Raw genomic sequence first — 15,450 nt, 5'->3', positions numbered from 1 at the left:
CGACCGGGTCACAAAAGTGCGCCCTGTCAACCCGAGCCGTCACCCGCCGCGCACGCCCAACAGTGCGACGCGAACCGGATGCGGCGCTGTGCGAGACGCAGTGCGTCGAACTCGGAGATGTGCGCCGGTTCTCCCCGGGCGGTGCCCAGGCCGGCGCCGAGGTTGAAATCGCAGTCGGACAGCGTGCCGTCCCAGGCGATCTCGATCGCTGTCCGGCACGAAAGGTTCGCCACGGTGGCGGGGTTGAATCGCCCGGCAAGTCCGCTGAGATAGGACTCGTATTCACCTCGCCGCTCCAGCGCGGCCCTGAAACGACCGATCGGCATCGTGGTGATGAGCATCAGGTCGTTGAAGTCGATGCGGAGACCACTGCAGAGCTCAGCGCGGTAGCGGGCGGTGAGGTCGTCTGACGCGCAGTCAGCACCGTATACGCTGGAGTCCACGGCGAGATCGAGGCGGACGCCCCCGGGACGCCCCCACCCCTCATCGTTGAGACGTCGGAGCACCGCGAGCGCACTATCGAGCTGTCTGCCACGCTGGCTGGCGTAAGCGTCGCTGGTCAGCGCGGGTACGGAGGCAAGCAGCTCAACGCCTGCCTCGGCGAGGTGGTCGATCAGTCCCTCGGCATCCGGTTCAAGAAGTGCCGTAAGGTTGGTGCGCATCCGGGTGCGCAGACCCGCGGACCGCAGCTGAGACACCAGCGCGGGCAGGCCGGGGTGGAGCTCCGGCGAGCCGCCGGTGATGTCCACGAGCGCTGGTCGTACGTCGAGGGCGATCCGGGACACGGCAGCCAGCGTCGCTTCGTCCATCATCTCCGTGCACGACGGCGAGCACGATTGATGACAGTGCGTGCACGCCGAATTGCAGCGCCGGCCGAGGTTGACCTGGAGGAGTTCCAGGCGCTCGGCATACGGCGCCTTCGGGAGCACGGCTGCGATGCTGCGCTCGAACGCGGCCGCAGACGTGTCCATCACAACGCTCACCGGTTGAGCCACGTGATGCTCGACTGCAGCGCGGTCGCGATCATCACCCACACGAGGTAGGGGGTGAGCGCGAGTGACGCCCAGCGCGTGTGCGGCCAGATCGCGATCATCGACCAGACGATCGTCGCCAGCACGACGATGATGTCGAACTCGGCGAGCCAGAGGTTCCGCAGGCCGAACTGGATCGGCGTGAATGCGATGTTGGTGGCTACGTTCAAGAGGATCGGCACCAGCAACGTCGGTGGGAAATCGCCGCGGAAGATTCGGTAGATGACGTAGCCGTACGCCACGATGATGATCGGGTAAAGGATGCTCCAGACGATGCCGAAGACGGGTGCCGGCGGTGCCCACGCTGGCTTGACGAGTTCCTCGTACCAGGTCATCGCTCTCTCCTCGGTCCGGCGGTGCGAACACGGGCCCAGCGTACACTCCCTGCGTGACTCGCTATCATCAGAGCTGACATCAGCTCGCGATGTTCGCCACCAATTGTGTATCCCCGCAGGAGGGAGCCGCTGTGCCGCGCAGGTACCGCTTCGTGATCGTGGATGTCTTCACCGATGTGCCGTTCGCCGGCAACCAACTCGGCGTGTTCACCAACGGGGGCGGGCTGTCCGACGCCGAGATGCAGATGCTCGCGCGGGAGCTGAACTTCTCCGAGACCACGTTCGTGCTGCCTCCCGAGGGCGACGCCGACATCCGCATGCGCATCTTCACGCCCGTACGCGAACTGCCATTCGCCGGTCACCCGACGCTCGGGACCGCGTTTGCGGTGGCGGGACCGCTCCAGAAGGTGGTGCTGCGTATCGAGACCGCTGCCGGTGTGGTGCCGGTCACCCTCGAGCGCGAAGGCGCGCGCATCGTCTTCGGCTGGATGGAGCAACCGATCCCGTCGGTCGAGCCGGTCGCCGAACCCGGGGCGCTCTTCGACGCGCTCGGCGTAGGCGGCTCGGCACTTCCGGTAGAGCGCTACGACAACGGCGTGCAGCACCTGCTCGTGACGCTCGAGAGTGAAGCCGAGGTCGCCGCGCTCAAGCCCGACATGCGGTTGCTCGCCGAAGCTTCGGGCGTGGCGGGTGTGAGCTGCTTCTGCGCAGCGGGGGACCGGGTCAAGACCCGCATGTTCGCCCCCGAGCTCGGCGTGGGGGAGGATCCCGCCACCGGTTCGGCAGCCGGACCCCTTGCGGTCCACCTCGCCCGGCACGGACGCATCGCCTGGGGCGATCAGATCGTGATCTCGCAGGGCGCTGAGATCGGACGCCCGAGCACGCTGCACGCACGCGCCGAAGGCGGGCCGGACGGCATCATGAGAGTCGACGTCGGCGGAAGCGCCGCTGTGGTGGCGCGCGGGGAATTCTCTCTGTAGAAGACAGTCCACGCGAATGGGGGAGTCATGGAGTACGGAGCCGGAAGCGACGCGACAGCCGGAGCGCTCGTTGCGCTCTGGACCTCGATGATGTGCCTGATGTACCTGATCCCGTTGGTGCTGGGTGTCGCTTCGGTCGTGGTGTGGGTCATCGCGCTCGTGGACGTCGTCCAGCGCGCGCCGGAGGACTTCCCCAACGCACGTGCCGGACGGGATGACCCGAACGAGCGGATGATCTGGCTGCTCATCGTGCTGCTCGTGGGGGTGATCGGTGCCGTCGTGTACTACTTCATCGTGATGAAGCCGTATCCGAGAAGGCAGCCGACGGCTGCGGCGCCGATGGAGGCATCGTCCGAGGTAACGCCCGCGGCGGAACACCGGCCACAGGCGGACGATACCGCCTGAGCCGGGTCATCGCGGAAGACATCAGGAGCGCTCGTCGGCGTACCCGAGTCCCCTCAGCACAAATGCCCTGAGCTGCACGATCGCGCTTTGAGTCTTGTTCACGTCGGTGAACGCCGTCTCCATGCCCTGGAGTGCGCCGAGGACGAACCAGGCCGTTGCTTCGGGGTCCTCGGAGACGAAATCCCCCTCCTCGACCCCCTGGCGGATGATCGCGGCGAGATTCGGCATCAGCCGCGGAACGAGGCTCCGCATCACCCGGTCGTGGATGGGCAGGTTGTCCGGGCGGTGGAAGACCGCCATCAACTCGACCTCGAACGGCTCGTCGTTGATCTCCACGAGCGCTGCAGCCATCGCCTCGAGCTTCTCGACCGCGCGCCGGTCGGGATCGGCGAGGGCGTCCTCGATGTGGCCCACCATCTGGTCGATAAGCGTCTCGACCACCGCGCAGATGATGGCGTCCTTGCTTTCGAAGTACAGGTAGAAGGTGCCTTGCGCCACACCGGCGGTCTTCACGATGTCGCTCACAGCGGTATCGCTCACGCCACGTTCCGCGAACAGAGCGGCGGCCGCCGCCACGAGCTCCGCACGTCGGACTCCCGGGTCCTTGCGCTGCCTGGGACTCATGCCGCCTCGGTCACCACCCGTCCATCGAGCACCCGTATCACGCGGTCGGCCTGCTCGGCCACCTGCGGGTCGTGCGTCACGACCACCAGCGTCATGCCGGTCTCGCGGCTCACTGTGCGCAGCAGGTCCATGATGCGCTTGCTGTTTGCCGAGTCGACGGCGCCCGTCGGCTCGTCTGCAATCAGGATACGCGGCCGATTCACCAGCGCGCGTGCGATCGCCACACGCTGACGCTCCCCGCCGGAGAGCGTAGTGGGCAGGCTGTCCACCCGGTCGGAAAGCCCTACTCGCTCAAGCAGTTCGAGCGCGCGGGTGCGGCGCTCGGCTGAACCGAGTCCGTCTTCCATGAGCGGGATCTGCACGTTCTCGAGCGCGGTGAGGGTCGGGATGAGATTGTGCAGCTGGAATACGAATCCGACGGTTCGCCGTCGGAACGAGGCGAGGTCCCGCTCCTCGGCAAGATCGATGTCGTCGATGACGACGCGCCCCTCATCGGGCGTGTCGAGCGCGCCGAGCATGTGCAGGAGCGTGGACTTGCCCGAACCGCTCGGGCCGATGATCGCCACGAACTCGCCGGACTCGATCGCGAGGTCCACGCCGTCGAGCGCTTTGATCGCGCCGCGGTCAAAGTGACGCTTCACGCCGATGGCTTCGATGATTGCCATTGCCGACTCCTTTACTCGTACCGAAGGGCTTCAACGGGGGAGAGACTCGCTGCTTTCCACGCCGGGTACAGCGCGCCGATGACCGACACCAGCACGGCTACTGCCGTGGCGCGCAGCCAGAGCTCGACGCTGTATGCAGGCTGCAGGAACGCACGGGCCATGTCGGTCTGCGACATCGGAACGAGCACGGCCATTGCGATCGCCGAGCCCACCACCACAGCCACGAGCCCGATGATGACCGACTCACCGAGCACCATCGCCATTACGGTGCGGCGGCGCCAGCCTACGGCCTTGAGCACGCCGATCTCCCGGATGCGGTCGAAGACGCTGATGATCATCGTGTTCATCACGCCGATCGCACCGATGATCACCGCGAGTGCGGAAATCATCCAGGTGGCCCCGTTGATGATCTCCGTGCCCTGGTCGATGCGCGAGACCTCGTCGGCGCTCTTGATCGTGACGATCTCTTTGGCGTACTTCTCATCGAGGTGCGCCGTGATCTCCGCCACATCCGTTCCCTCGGTCACCTTGGCGAATGCGATGGTGATGTTGCCCTCGGTCTGGGTGACGCGCTGCAGCGTGGACGTGCGGAACATCGCGCCGCCGTCCTGGAGCTGTTCGCCTGTCTCGTACACGCCCACGACCTCGAACTCCTCGCCGAAGAGCTCGATCGTGTCCCCGGGCTCCTTGCCGGTCACACTCGCGGCGACCTTGCCGAGCACCACCTCGTCCTCGCCGGGGTAGAGGGCATCGCCGCGCACCCGCGAGAAGCCGCCGAGTTTCACGCCGCTCTCGGAAAGCCCGAACGCCATGAAGAACGGGTTCTCGCCGTAGCGGGTCACGCCGAGGCTCACGCCCTCGATCTGCTCGATGCCGTCCTCGTCGCGCAGGCGGTCGAGGATGTCCTCGTTCAGGCGGCTGAAGGTGAGGTCCGAGGAGCCGGCCTGACCGATGAGGAAGTCCGCCTCGCCGGAACTCACTATGCCCGAAAACGCCACGGTGAGCCCGTCGGCCACCGCGCCGAGCGTGAGGATCGTTGCGATGCCGATGCTGATCCCGAGCAGGGTCAGCCCGGTGCGCGTCTTCTGGCGCAGCACGTTCTTGATGATCAGGTTGCCGAGTTTCATTGCCCATCCGCCTCCCGGGATCAGGGAGAGGGCCCCCTGCACGCTAATGACTGACGGTCAGTCAGTAAGATACCCGCATCCACGGAGGACTAACGCCAGAAGACGGATTCGATGGCGTGAAGGTCGACTTGTGATGGGCGCTGTGCACGGCCGAGGGATGGCTCCGGCGGAGAGGCTCGCGCCCCCCGCCGGTGCGGTATCCTTGCAGGGTGTGTCCGTGGGGGTACGGGGAGGACGGCCGCCGGTGAGCATGGGATTCGGTACTCGAAGCATCGGGCGCGTGATCGATGATGCGATCGCCATGTACCGCGCACACTTCAAGACCTACGCGACTGCGGCCCTGTGGATCATCTTCCCGGCGATGCTTCTTCAGTTGGCCGCGTCGAGTGTCTACAACTACGTGTACATGGACTCCGTCATGTCGATGTCCGCGGCATCCGAGGAGGAGGCCGCCGCATTCCTCGTCTCCTTCATTGCTCTGTACGGGGTGTTGCTGGTGGGCATCGCCGCCGCCGGACTCGCTCGCGCCTACTACGCTTCGAGTGTCTACAGCTCCGCCGAAGTCATGCTCTTCGGTCAACGGAGCACACCCGGTGAGTTCCTGAAGGCCGGACGTGAGCGGTGGCTCGCCTATCTTGGGGCGACGATCGTCGTCGGCATAATCCTGTACGGCGTCGTGACGGTCGCCAGCATGATCGGCACATTCATCATCTGTCTACTGCCAGCGGTTCTGATCGGGAGCGTCGTCGGCTCGCTGTACTTCTGGGCCCGGTTCTCCATGATCGGCCCGACCGTGGTGGTCGAACGCGCGTCGCTCAGCGCAGCGTTCACGCGGAGCGCCTCCCTCGTGCGTGGCAACGAGTGGCGCACGGTCGGTTTCCTCGTGATGATGGCGCTGATCAACTCGGTGCTGCAGCAGGCCATCTCATCGATCACGTTCATCCCGCTGATCGTATCGATCGTGCAGAACCCGGATGCCGTGTGGGCGACAGGCGGGTTCGGCGCTCCGGGTATGGTGTGGCTGACCGTGGTCACGGGCCTGATCAACGCGATCGCGCTGTCCATCACCGTGCCGCTCACGAGCATCGCGACCTACTCCTACTACCTCGACTTGCGGTCGCGTTGCGAAGGCATGGACCTCCTGATGCGGGCACGGACGCTTCGCGGAGTCGCTTGATGCCACATGCGCCGAGGATGATCTCGCGCGAAAGCCTCTGCCGGAAGCGCGTTATCTGGTTCGCGTTCGTCTCGTTCGCGATCGCCCTGCTCGCCCTGAGCGTCGGTGCCGCATCGGCAACGGCGATGTCCGTGGTGGAGTACCGCATAGTGCTGCGCGAAATCCGCGATGAGGCGGCGGACCTGACCGAGGCGACGCCCGCGCGCGCCGCCGAGGTAGCCGAGGCGATCGACAGTGCGCTCCCCTCCGATGAGACGGTGGATCTCGACGGCTCCCGGATCCCGGTGCGCGACAAGAAGCTGCTCGAGCTTGCCGGGCGCCTCGGCAGCGCGAGGAGCTCGAGCGGCATCCGGATTGCGGCGGATGAAGTCGAGGCGCGGGCGATCGCCCTGCTCGAGGCGATCGGGACGGGTCGAGTCGTCGAGGTGCCCGAGGACCGGGAGGCCCTTGCCACGATCCTCGAGGCGGACGATGACGACGAGGGCACAACGCTCGGCGACCTGCTCATCGACCTGGCGGAGAGGCTGGCCGATTGGCTTGAGGGACTCTTCGCCGGGCTTCCCGGTGTCAACGCTCCCGAGGCTCCGGACATCGATCTGTCTGGCGCCTGGCCCTACATCGTCGCCTTGTCCGCGGCGGTAGCGGCGGGCCTGCTTGTGCGTCTGGGAATGTGGGTCATGGCGAGACGCCGTATGCGGGCCGTGGTCGCGGCCGAAGAGGATGGCGCGCCCGTCGTGGCAGCCGCCGAGGATCTGCCGCCTGACGCTCTTGCCTATGCCGACCGGCTCGCCGGGGCGGGTCGCTTCCGTGAGGCCGTTCGAGCGCTCTTCGGTGGTGCTGCACGCACGCTCGTGGATGTGGGCGCGATCGCACGAACGAAGACGCGCACGAACGGCGAGCTCCTGAACGACGTGCGGACGTCCGCACCCGGTGTGGTCTCCGATCTGGACGGGCTCGCCCGGATCTTCGAGAGTGCCTGGTACGGTCGGCGCGATCCTGGCAAGGCGGGGCTCGATCTTGCCCGCACGCACTACCTCGCCATCACCGACGGCGCCGGGCGCTGGAAGGGGGGCGACGCGTGAGCAAGCGGGTACCAAGCGCGCGCGCCGGCCAGCGGCGTGGCCTCCGACGTCTCGACACGAGGCTGGTCGTGACCGTCCTGATCCTCGGCGTCCTCGCCGGCCTCTACTCCCTGGTGGTCGGTCTTGCGCAGCGGCAGTACTCACAGGAGCTGCCGATATCGTCCATCTACAGCGCGGCGCCGGAGGGCACGCAGTCTTTGTATCGCTACCTTGGCGAACTGGGAATGGACGCGCAGCCGCTCGAGCAGTTCGACCCGCTGCCCGCCGAGGGAACGATCGTCGTCGCTTCGGACACGTTCCTGGTCAAGTGGCCCTCGGCAGCCGACGTCGATCGGCTTACCGAGTGGGTCGAGGATGGCGGCCGGGTGGTGCTTGCGGGGCCGGTCGCGATCGATGCGTTCGCGGGCCCGCTCCTCGGGGACGTCTGGACCACGGTCGCGGAGCCCATGGAGGATTCACCTGCAATCCCCACGCGGTATGCGAGCGGTGTGACGACCGCATCGTTCGGGTCCGCCCGGCTCACCGGGGTCACGGCGGAGTGGGTGACGGTTGTGGGCGAAGACGAGTCTCTCGTGGCTACCCGACGTCTTGGGGCGGGCGAGGTTGTCGTGCTGTCCTCGCCGTATCCGATGACCAACGATGGGCTTGGGCAGGAGGACAACGCTCGCCTGGCAACGCTGCTGGTTGCCGGAGGCGCGCGCCCGGTGTACTTCGACGAGTATCACCAGGGATATGCGCGCGGTGGTTCGATCTGGGATCGTCTGAGTCCCGGCGGCCGCATCGGCTTGCTGTTCGCGCTGGCCGCGCTCGTCGTCGCACTTGGGGCTCGTAGCAGACGGCTGGGGCCGGCGATCCCGCAGCCGCAGACCGTGATGGCTCGTACCGGCGCATACATCGCGCAGCTGGCCGAGGTCTACCGAAGCGCGGGTGCCCGCGCGCACGCACTCGGCGTGCTCGAGGACGCGCTCGCGCGGTCACTACGGCGGCGGCATGGGATGCTCACGGTGGGGCTCGCCCGCCATCCCGGGGCGGCGGAGGCCCTGGAGCGGTCGGAGCGGATTCGGTCGGCTGACAAGGTGAAGGTTGAGGAGTTCGTCGCAGCAGCCCGGGCGCTCGTTCGGGCTCGACGTGAGGTGGAGGACAGAAATGGCTGATATCGAGGCGACACGGGATCTGGCACGCGCGGTACGTGGGGAGGTTGCCAAGGCGGTGGTGGGCCAGGACGCGATCCTCGACTCGCTCCTGATCGGGTTGGTGACCGGCGGCCATGTGCTGCTCGAGGGCGTCCCTGGAACCGCCAAGACGCTGCTCGCGCGGGCTCTCGCGTACTCGCTCGACATGAGCTTCAAGCGCATCCAGTTCAGCCCCGATCTCATGCCGGCCGATGTGGTTGGAACGAACGTCTTCGATGCCGGGCGCCAGGTATTCACGCTGCGCAAAGGCCCCGTCTTCGCCAACATGGTGCTTGCCGATGAGATCAACCGCACGCCACCCAAGACGCAGTCGGCGTTGCTCGAAGCGATGCAAGAGCGGCAGATCACCATCGACGGCACGACCCACCACCTGCCAGCGCCGTTCATCGTGATCGCCACACAGAACCCTGTGGAGTACGAAGGCACCTACCCGCTTCCCGAGGCCCAACTCGATCGATTCCAGCAGAAGCTGAAGGTCAGCTATCCATCCGATGCCGAGGAGGTCGCTATCCTCAAGCGACACATCGGTGGCATGGAGGAGACCGACTTCGCGGACCTCGGGATGAAGCCGGTCGCGACCGCCGAGGACGTCATGGCCACGCGTGAGGCGCTCGCGGGCATCGTGGTCGAAGACGGGGTGCTCGCCTACGTGAGTGCGATCGTCCGGGCGACGCGCGAGCACCAGTGGGTGTGGCTGGGCGCAAGTCCTCGGGCGGGGGTGAGCTTGCTCGTAGCGGCGAAGGGCCGTGCCGTACTCGAGGGGCGGGAGTACGTGACGCCGGATGACGTGAAGTCGATGGCCGGGTCATGCCTCCGCCACCGGGTTCTCGTTCGCCCCGAGGTGGAGATCGAGGGCACGGATGCCGACGCCGTGCTTACCGATGTTCTCGACAGGGTGCCGGTACCGCGGTGACCGATCGCACCGACAGACCGATCCGGCATCGCCTCTTCGTGACCACACGTGTCGCGGTGGCGCTCGCTATCGCTGCGGCAGCCGTGGCCGCACTGCCTGCGGTGCTCGCGGTCGTCCTTGCGGGAGCCGGGATCGGCGTGTTGATCGCACTTGTCGTCGCAGACGCCCGGCGAGCCGCGCGCGCGAGCGACATACGATGCGAGCGCACTGTGCCGGTGAAGCTCTCGATCGGCGTACCGAATCCAGTGGATGTCCGCCTAGTCAACACGTCTGGACAGCGAGCCAGGCTCTCCCTCCGCGAAACGCCCCCGGTCGGGTTCAGCGGTGAGCGCGAAGTTCGACTCGTTGAAGTCCCGCCGCACGGTGAAGTGCAGATCACCTTCCACTTCACACCACCGCGGCGAGGCGGATACCGCTTCGGTCCTGTGGCGCTCAGATGCATCGGCGGCCTCGGCCTGGCAGGCTGGCAGTGGCAGGCGCCGCTCGACCAGGACGTCCGTGTCTACCCGGACATCATGGCGGTGAGCAGGTACGCACTCCTGGCCCGGCGCGGGGCGTTGCGCGAGCTTGGTATACGCGCGCTTCGCCGGGCGGGTGAAGGCACCGAGTTCGAGTCGCTTCGCGACTACCTGCCGGGCGACGACTACGGTGATATCGATTGGAAAGCCACGTCGCGGCGTGGCACACCGGTCACACGTCTCTACGAGGTGGAGCGAAGCCAGGTGGTCGTGCTCGCGATCGACGTGGGTCGCATGATGACCGCCATGGCCGGGCCGCTCTCCAAGCTCGATCGGGCGGTCAACGCCGCCTTGCTGCTCTGCTATCTCGCCATCGAGCACGGTGACCTCGTGGGGCTACTCGTCTTCGGGCGAGACGTGGTGCGATACGTGCCGCCACGCAAGGGGCAGCGGCAGTTTCACGCCATCCTCGAAGCCCTCTACAGCGTTGAGGCGAGGGTAGAAGAGCCAGACTACGCGGGTGCGATGGCGTATCTGACCAGCCGTCTTGGCCGCCGCGCGCTCATCGTGCTGATGACGGACATCGTTGGACGCGGACCGTCCGAGCGTCTTCTCAAGGTCGTCGGCGCCCTGGTCCCGAGACACCTGCCGCTCGTGATCTGCCAGCGCAACCGCCTGACCGAAGTCGAGGCGTCAGCATCGGTGGATGACGAGATCTCCGCGTTTCGCGTCGCCGTTGCGCAGGATCTGCTGAGGGACAAGGCCGAGGCACTTGCGATTCTCGGCGCGCGGGGCAGTCTCATCCTCGACGTGCACCCCGAGGAGCTGTCGGTGGCGGCAGTCAACCGCTACCTGGAGATCAAGGCGCGCGGGCGACTCTAGAGGATGCGAATGCGCGGAGCAGAGAGCTCGCTGCTCTCGGCGTCCGCCTCCCGGGCAGCGGTCTCGGTACGTCTGCCCGGCAGTGCGATGTATGCCGTGAGCAAGACGGCGGAGATCAAACCGACCGCGAGCTTGAGCTCGGTGCCATACGCCCGCGGGGTCACGAACCCCTCGATGAAGCCAGCTATCACGAGCAGCGGAATCGCGCCGAGCGCGAGCTTAAGGGCGTCGTCGGTCACCGCCCGGAGTGCGGCTCCGCGCGGAAGGTCGCCCGGGAAGAGCAGCGCCCCCGCGAGAAGAAGGCCGGAGCCACCGGCGAGGACGATCGCGGGAAGCTCGAGCGCCCCGTGCGGGACGATCAGCACCCAGAAGTCGAATGCGGCGCCCGCCTGGTGCGCTGTCCCCGCAAGCACGCCGAGCATCGCGCCATTCATGAGCAGCGCGTAGACGGTGAGGAGGCCGTACGTCATGCCGCCGGCGAACGCCAGGAACGAGACGCGGATGTTGTTGACCGTGATCGCCGCCGACATGACCGGCGACTCTGCAGGGCTCACGAGCGCACGCTCGCTGCGGCCGACCTCGGGAACGAGGTCGCGCACCTGTGCCGGCACCATCACCCGGGCAAGGGACGGATTCGCGTACGATGCGGCAAACCCGCTCAGCGCCGCGGCGAGGAGCACTGCCGAGGCGAGCACGATCGGGCGCCAACGCCGTCGCACGAGCCGTGGATAGCCTGAGGCAAGGAATCGCCATACCGCCGAGATGCGACCCTGGGGGGCGCTGTAGAGTTCGGCATGTGCGCGCGCGACGAGGGCATTCAGGTGGGCTGAGGCAGCCGAGCCGCGAAAGTGGGTCTGCGCGTACGCGAGATCGGCGGCAGCGGTCCGGTAGTCCTCGTGCATGCGCTTGAGGTCGTGAGCGCCGAGGCTCGCAGCTCCGTGCCTGCTCGAGCGCTCCGCCGCTTCGGCGAGGCGATTCCATGTGGCCTGCGATCCGGCTACGAACTGCCGCTCGTCCAAGACGCCCCCTTGCGCGAGGTAAGAACGGAGTGGTCGGGCACCCGGCCCGGCCGCGTACCTATGCTAGCATTCAGCGCAGCCGATTCGGACAGGGGGAGGGCAGGTCGGTGGGCGCAACGGTCTTTGATGACAGGCTCACAGTCGAGACGCCGGAGGCCGTGGCGTTCGATCTCGAGCTCGCAGGCGTCGGATCGCGCGGTGTCGCATTCGTGATCGATCAGCTCTTCGTCGCGCTTGCGATCGCCGCTGAGGCCCTCCTGCTGGTCCTCCTGGTCGTGCTGCTCACCGCGACGGGGCTCACCGAGGCGTTCAGCGAAGACGCGTTCGTCTACGGTGCGATCGCTCTGGGCGTGGTCCTGGTGTTCTTGACGGGCTACGGGTACCACATCTTCTTCGAGGTCCGACGCAACGGTCGCACTCCCGGTAAGCGGATCGCGGGGATCCGGGTCGTGCGTGAGGGCGGCGGCAGGGTTTCGTTCGGCACCTCGGCGACGCGCAATCTCCTGCGTATCGTCGACGCGCTGCCAAGCGCGTATCTCGTGGGCATCCTCGCGGTGCTGCTGTCACGTCAGCGCCAGCGTGTCGGCGACATGGCCGCGGGCACAGTGGTGGTCTACGAGCCGAAGGAGCGCCCGCTCGAGATCGGCGATACGCTTGTGTCCGAGAAGACCGAACTCGGCTTCGACTACCTGAGGCGCCGGGACTCGCTCACAGCCCAGGCGCGCGATGTGATCGCGCGCGAGGTCTTGCTCACGCTCGGCGAGACGGCCGACCCGGCCTGGGACGAACCAACGGTGGCGGGGCGAGTTGCACAGATCATCGGCGCGGCGCCTGTCCCTGAGGCACCTGCGGAGCCGGACCCTGAGGCACCTGCGGAGCCACCGCTCGCCTAGCCGCGGCGCGCTATCATCTAACCGCGCATCTCCGACCGTCAGGCGGCTTCATATGGAGCTCGACACCGAATTTCGCCCGTCGAAGCACGGTTTCGGCTTCCCCAATACCTGGAAGGACACACTCCTCGGCGTCGTCGCTTCACGCGGCCGCTGCGGGGGCATGGTGTTCGCCGCACTCGATGCATTCGTCGCCGATGAGCCGCTCGGCCCCGAAGCGCTCGGTCGGGAGCTGCCGCCCCATGGCTCACCTGCGGCTCGCGCCATCTGGCGCCGGCAGGTGGAAAGCGTGGTGGCGGGCACCGGCGTCAACCTCGTCGAGTTCGCGCGCTACACGTACCTGCCCTCGGCAGGCCGGCTCGGCATCGGCGTGGCCACCAGGCGCGAGCTACTGACGCTCTTCGACATGCTGCGGTCGGGTCGCCCGGTGCCGCTGGGCATGGTGAGCGGGATGACGCTCAAGCACCTCGCGCGCAACCATCAGGTGCTGGCGTACGCAGCCGACTTTGGCGAGCAGCGCGTGGCCGTGCGCATCTACGACCCCAACCATCCGCGTCGAGACGACGTGGTCCTCGACGTTCCGCTCGATCCGGCCGAACCGGTCGTCGAGCGCTACGGGCAACGCGTCAAGCTGTGGCGCGGCTTCTTCATCGAGCGATACACGCCAAGGCCGCCCGAGCTGGGGGGTCTCGCGTGACGGCGTGAGACGCACTGACATCTGGGGTACGCTAGTTGCCGGATGTCACCGAGCAGGGAGTCGCACACATGAGCACGGCACTCGTGGTGTATGGAACCAAGAGCGGCTGCACGGCGGGCGTCGCCGAGGCGATCGCTGAAGGGCTGCGGAGCGTGGGCGTCACGGTGGACGTGAAGCCGGCCGACGAGAAGCCCGATCCTTCGGCGTACGATGCGGTGCTCGTGGGGAGCGGCGTTCGCGCCAGCATGTGGCATGCGTCGGTGAAGCAGTGGCTGGTCGGGCATGCGTCCGATCTCAAGGAGCGTCCGCTCGCGCTGTTCACCGCCTGCCTCACCATGCACACCAACCCCGAGAAGGCCGACGAGGTGCGCGCGTACACCGACCTGCTGCTCAAGGAGACCGGCCTCGAGCCGGTGGACATCGGCCTGTTTCCCGGCATGAACGTGCCGAAGACGTTTTCGCTCCCCGAGCGGCTCGTCATGAAGGCGATGAAGGCCCCCGAGGGCGACTTCCGCGACACGGAGGCCGCCGCCGCGTGGGGAACGGCTGTCGCTGCGAAACTCGGACTCACTGCGTAGGCTGCGCAGCGCAGTCGGCGAGCAGCCCGCTCAGCTCCCGCCAAACCCGCGCATGATGTGCTCGAGCGTCTCGCGGAACGTGGCCTCGTCGAAGCGGGAGATGGCGCTGCCGCTTGCGCGCGCCACGGGGTACCGGTCGTCGTCCGTGCGCAGGGCCGAGCCGTCCGGCGCGATCGGCCTGTCGCTCGCGATGAAGGCGTTGCCGAACGCGTAGGCCACGAGCGACTGGTAGAGCTGCCCGACGCGCTCGGGCGGCAGACCGCTGCGAGCGAGCACGGACAGCGGCGCCTCGATGAAGTCAGCCGAGCCCTCGGTATTGAGTGGGCGGCGCGCCAGCAGGACGATCGTGTTCGGGTGCTCAACAAGCACGCGACGGAATGCGACGAACATCTCCTCGGCCAATGCCATCCACTCCTCGGGGAGCGGCTCTGGGATGCGCATCTCGGCGAACACGCGCTCGACCACGCCATCCAGGATCGCGTCTTTGTTGGGAAAGTGATGATAGAGCGTCATCGCCTCCACGCCGAGGGTGCCGGCCAGCTTGCGCATGGAGAGTGCGTCCGTTCCCGCTGCGTCGATCATGGCGAGCGCGGCGCCGAGGATCTCGTCGCGCGTGAGCGTCTGCTCGCGCGGGGTCACGGTGTGGACCCTTCGGCGAGCAGATCGCGCAGTGCGATCGCATCTTCCTTCGAGAGCATGTGGATCGCGTAGCTCGCGTCGCGGCCCTCGCCATCGGGCGCGTTGAAGCAGACCGCGGTGTCCATCGCAAGATTGTCGATGCCCGGTGCGTACGGTGCGATCACGAGTCGCATCCCGTCGCGCGCCCAGTCGTCGCCGATGGTGAGGTTGCGCACCGCCGACAGCGGGATCTCGGTCGCGTCGAAGCGGCCCTCGCCGACGAACAGCGTCTCGCCCATGCCTGGCCACACCCCGGCGCCGATCGCCATGAAGAGCGTGCTGGCGAGCATGATCCCGAGCGAGAGCAGCAGCGCGCGCCAGTCGAGCTTCACGATGGCAAGCACGAGGGCGGGCGGCACGAGTGCGAGGGTGAGTCCCTGCAGCCAGATCCACAGCACGTAGAGCCCGCGCGGCGCGCGTGGGCCGGCGATTGTGACGGTGTCGTCACGCACGACCACACGGACGCGACCGGCGTAGCGCGAGGTCACCCGGTACGCAAAGCCGTCGAACGCGTGCTCGCCGCTCTCGGGCGTGGCACCCACGAGGCCGGTCTCGAGCGGGGTGGAGTGGCGGACCGCCGCGGTCCCCTCGGCCGGGCGCGACAGCATCCGGACGATGGTGAACGACATGTACCCGACGCACGCGACCGCAACGGCCGCGACGACGATGAGCTGCCAGGTCTGCATCTTGAACATCGTGACTCCTCTCCCGGGCGT

Annotated in this window: 18 protein-coding genes; 10 read left to right on the top strand and 8 right to left on the bottom strand. The window is 67.2% G+C overall.

From position 1 onward, the window contains the following. Nucleotides 1-26 precede the first annotated feature (26 nt). The gene (locus Q7W51_00500) at nucleotides 27-971 is read right to left on the bottom strand and encodes a DUF3641 domain-containing protein (protein MDO8846856.1); all 945 of its coding nucleotides are present in this window, start codon (nucleotides 969-971) and stop codon (nucleotides 27-29) included. Nucleotides 972-979: 8 nt separating this feature from the next. Next, the gene (locus Q7W51_00495; protein ID MDO8846855.1) at nucleotides 980-1,405 is read right to left on the bottom strand and encodes a TspO/MBR family protein; all 426 of its coding nucleotides are present in this window, start codon (nucleotides 1,403-1,405) and stop codon (nucleotides 980-982) included. A 92-nt stretch (nucleotides 1,406-1,497) separates the two neighbouring features. Here Q7W51_00495 and Q7W51_00490 point away from each other — a divergent pair, with 92 nt between their 5' ends. Next, nucleotides 1,498-2,346 (top strand): PhzF family phenazine biosynthesis protein, encoded by an 849-nt coding sequence (locus tag Q7W51_00490; protein ID MDO8846854.1) that lies wholly within the window; start codon nucleotides 1,498-1,500, stop codon nucleotides 2,344-2,346. Between the two features lie 27 nt (nucleotides 2,347-2,373). Next, nucleotides 2,374-2,751 carry a PLDc N-terminal domain-containing protein gene (locus Q7W51_00485; GenBank protein MDO8846853.1) on the top strand — a complete coding sequence of 126 codons (378 nt, stop codon included), beginning with the start codon at nucleotides 2,374-2,376 and terminating at the stop codon, nucleotides 2,749-2,751. 21 nt (nucleotides 2,752-2,772) lie between these two features. Here Q7W51_00485 and Q7W51_00480 read toward each other — a convergent pair whose 3' ends face one another. Genes Q7W51_00480 through Q7W51_00470 form a run of 3 tightly spaced genes read right to left on the bottom strand, consistent with a single transcriptional unit; the run spans nucleotide 2,773 to nucleotide 5,167 of the window. Then, nucleotides 2,773-3,375 (bottom strand): TetR/AcrR family transcriptional regulator, encoded by a 603-nt coding sequence (locus tag Q7W51_00480; protein ID MDO8846852.1) that lies wholly within the window; start codon nucleotides 3,373-3,375, stop codon nucleotides 2,773-2,775. Next, nucleotides 3,372-4,040 carry an ABC transporter ATP-binding protein gene (locus Q7W51_00475; GenBank protein ID MDO8846851.1) on the bottom strand — a complete coding sequence of 223 codons (669 nt, stop codon included), beginning with the start codon at nucleotides 4,038-4,040 and terminating at the stop codon, nucleotides 3,372-3,374. Before Q7W51_00475 ends, Q7W51_00480 begins: the two co-directional genes overlap by 4 nt. Nucleotides 4,041-4,051: 11 nt before the next feature. Continuing rightward, entirely contained in the window at nucleotides 4,052-5,167 is a 1,116-nt protein-coding gene (locus Q7W51_00470; GenBank protein ID MDO8846850.1) for an ABC transporter permease, read from the bottom strand. Nucleotides 5,168-5,411: 244 nt separating this feature from the next. Between Q7W51_00470 and Q7W51_00465 the strand changes: the two genes are divergently transcribed. From Q7W51_00465 to Q7W51_00445, 5 genes are read left to right on the top strand one after another with little or no spacing between them, the layout of a single operon-like run. Next, on the top strand, nucleotides 5,412-6,344 hold the full coding sequence (locus Q7W51_00465; protein ID MDO8846849.1) for a hypothetical protein: 933 nt from the start codon (nucleotides 5,412-5,414) through the stop codon (nucleotides 6,342-6,344). Further along, on the top strand, nucleotides 6,344-7,426 hold the full coding sequence (locus tag Q7W51_00460; protein MDO8846848.1) for a DUF4129 domain-containing protein: 1,083 nt from the start codon (nucleotides 6,344-6,346) through the stop codon (nucleotides 7,424-7,426). Before Q7W51_00465 ends, Q7W51_00460 begins: the two co-directional genes overlap by 1 nt. Beyond that, nucleotides 7,423-8,580 carry a DUF4350 domain-containing protein gene (locus Q7W51_00455; GenBank protein ID MDO8846847.1) on the top strand — a complete coding sequence of 386 codons (1,158 nt, stop codon included), beginning with the start codon at nucleotides 7,423-7,425 and terminating at the stop codon, nucleotides 8,578-8,580. The genes Q7W51_00460 and Q7W51_00455 overlap by 4 nt, the downstream gene beginning before the upstream one ends. Beyond that, on the top strand, nucleotides 8,573-9,532 hold the full coding sequence (locus Q7W51_00450) for a MoxR family ATPase (GenBank protein MDO8846846.1): 960 nt from the start codon (nucleotides 8,573-8,575) through the stop codon (nucleotides 9,530-9,532). Before Q7W51_00455 ends, Q7W51_00450 begins: the two co-directional genes overlap by 8 nt. Beyond that, complete coding sequence (locus Q7W51_00445) at nucleotides 9,529-10,872, top strand: DUF58 domain-containing protein (protein MDO8846845.1); 1,344 nt, start codon at nucleotides 9,529-9,531, stop codon at nucleotides 10,870-10,872. Before Q7W51_00450 ends, Q7W51_00445 begins: the two co-directional genes overlap by 4 nt. Here the strand turns inward: Q7W51_00445 and Q7W51_00440 are convergent. Then, nucleotides 10,869-11,891: a stage II sporulation protein M gene (locus tag Q7W51_00440; GenBank protein MDO8846844.1), complete on the bottom strand. Its 1,023-nt coding sequence runs from the start codon at nucleotides 11,889-11,891 to the stop codon at nucleotides 10,869-10,871. The two genes, Q7W51_00445 and Q7W51_00440, sit on opposite strands and share 4 nt — an antisense overlap. A 107-nt stretch (nucleotides 11,892-11,998) precedes the next feature. On the opposite strand from Q7W51_00440, the gene Q7W51_00435 reads away from it, so the two are divergent. The 3 genes from Q7W51_00435 (at nucleotide 11,999) to Q7W51_00425 (ending at nucleotide 14,056) form a co-directional block, all read left to right on the top strand. After that, nucleotides 11,999-12,784: an RDD family protein gene (locus tag Q7W51_00435; protein ID MDO8846843.1), complete on the top strand. Its 786-nt coding sequence runs from the start codon at nucleotides 11,999-12,001 to the stop codon at nucleotides 12,782-12,784. Between the two features lie 52 nt (nucleotides 12,785-12,836). Beyond that, the gene (locus Q7W51_00430) at nucleotides 12,837-13,478 is read left to right on the top strand and encodes a hypothetical protein (GenBank protein MDO8846842.1); all 642 of its coding nucleotides are present in this window, start codon (nucleotides 12,837-12,839) and stop codon (nucleotides 13,476-13,478) included. A gap of 68 nt (nucleotides 13,479-13,546) precedes the next feature. Next, complete coding sequence (locus Q7W51_00425; protein ID MDO8846841.1) at nucleotides 13,547-14,056, top strand: flavodoxin domain-containing protein; 510 nt, start codon at nucleotides 13,547-13,549, stop codon at nucleotides 14,054-14,056. A 30-nt stretch (nucleotides 14,057-14,086) separates the two neighbouring features. Here the strand turns inward: Q7W51_00425 and Q7W51_00420 are convergent, their stop codons facing one another. Both Q7W51_00420 and Q7W51_00415 read right to left on the bottom strand, forming a co-directional pair. Beyond that, nucleotides 14,087-14,695, bottom strand: coding sequence for a TetR family transcriptional regulator (locus tag Q7W51_00420; GenBank protein MDO8846840.1), 609 nt, complete (start codon nucleotides 14,693-14,695; stop codon nucleotides 14,087-14,089). Continuing rightward, nucleotides 14,692-15,429, bottom strand: a complete 738-nt coding sequence (locus Q7W51_00415; GenBank protein ID MDO8846839.1) for a hypothetical protein — start codon at nucleotides 15,427-15,429, stop codon at nucleotides 14,692-14,694. Before Q7W51_00415 ends, Q7W51_00420 begins: the two co-directional genes overlap by 4 nt. Nucleotides 15,430-15,450: the final 21 nt, after the last annotated feature.

Source organism: Coriobacteriia bacterium (assembly GCA_030652115.1).
Classification (GTDB): domain Bacteria; phylum Actinomycetota; class Coriobacteriia; order Anaerosomatales; family Anaerosomataceae; genus UBA6100.
The sequence above is the reverse complement of the archived record's forward strand: the minus strand, read 5'-3'. Positions and strand labels throughout refer to the sequence as shown.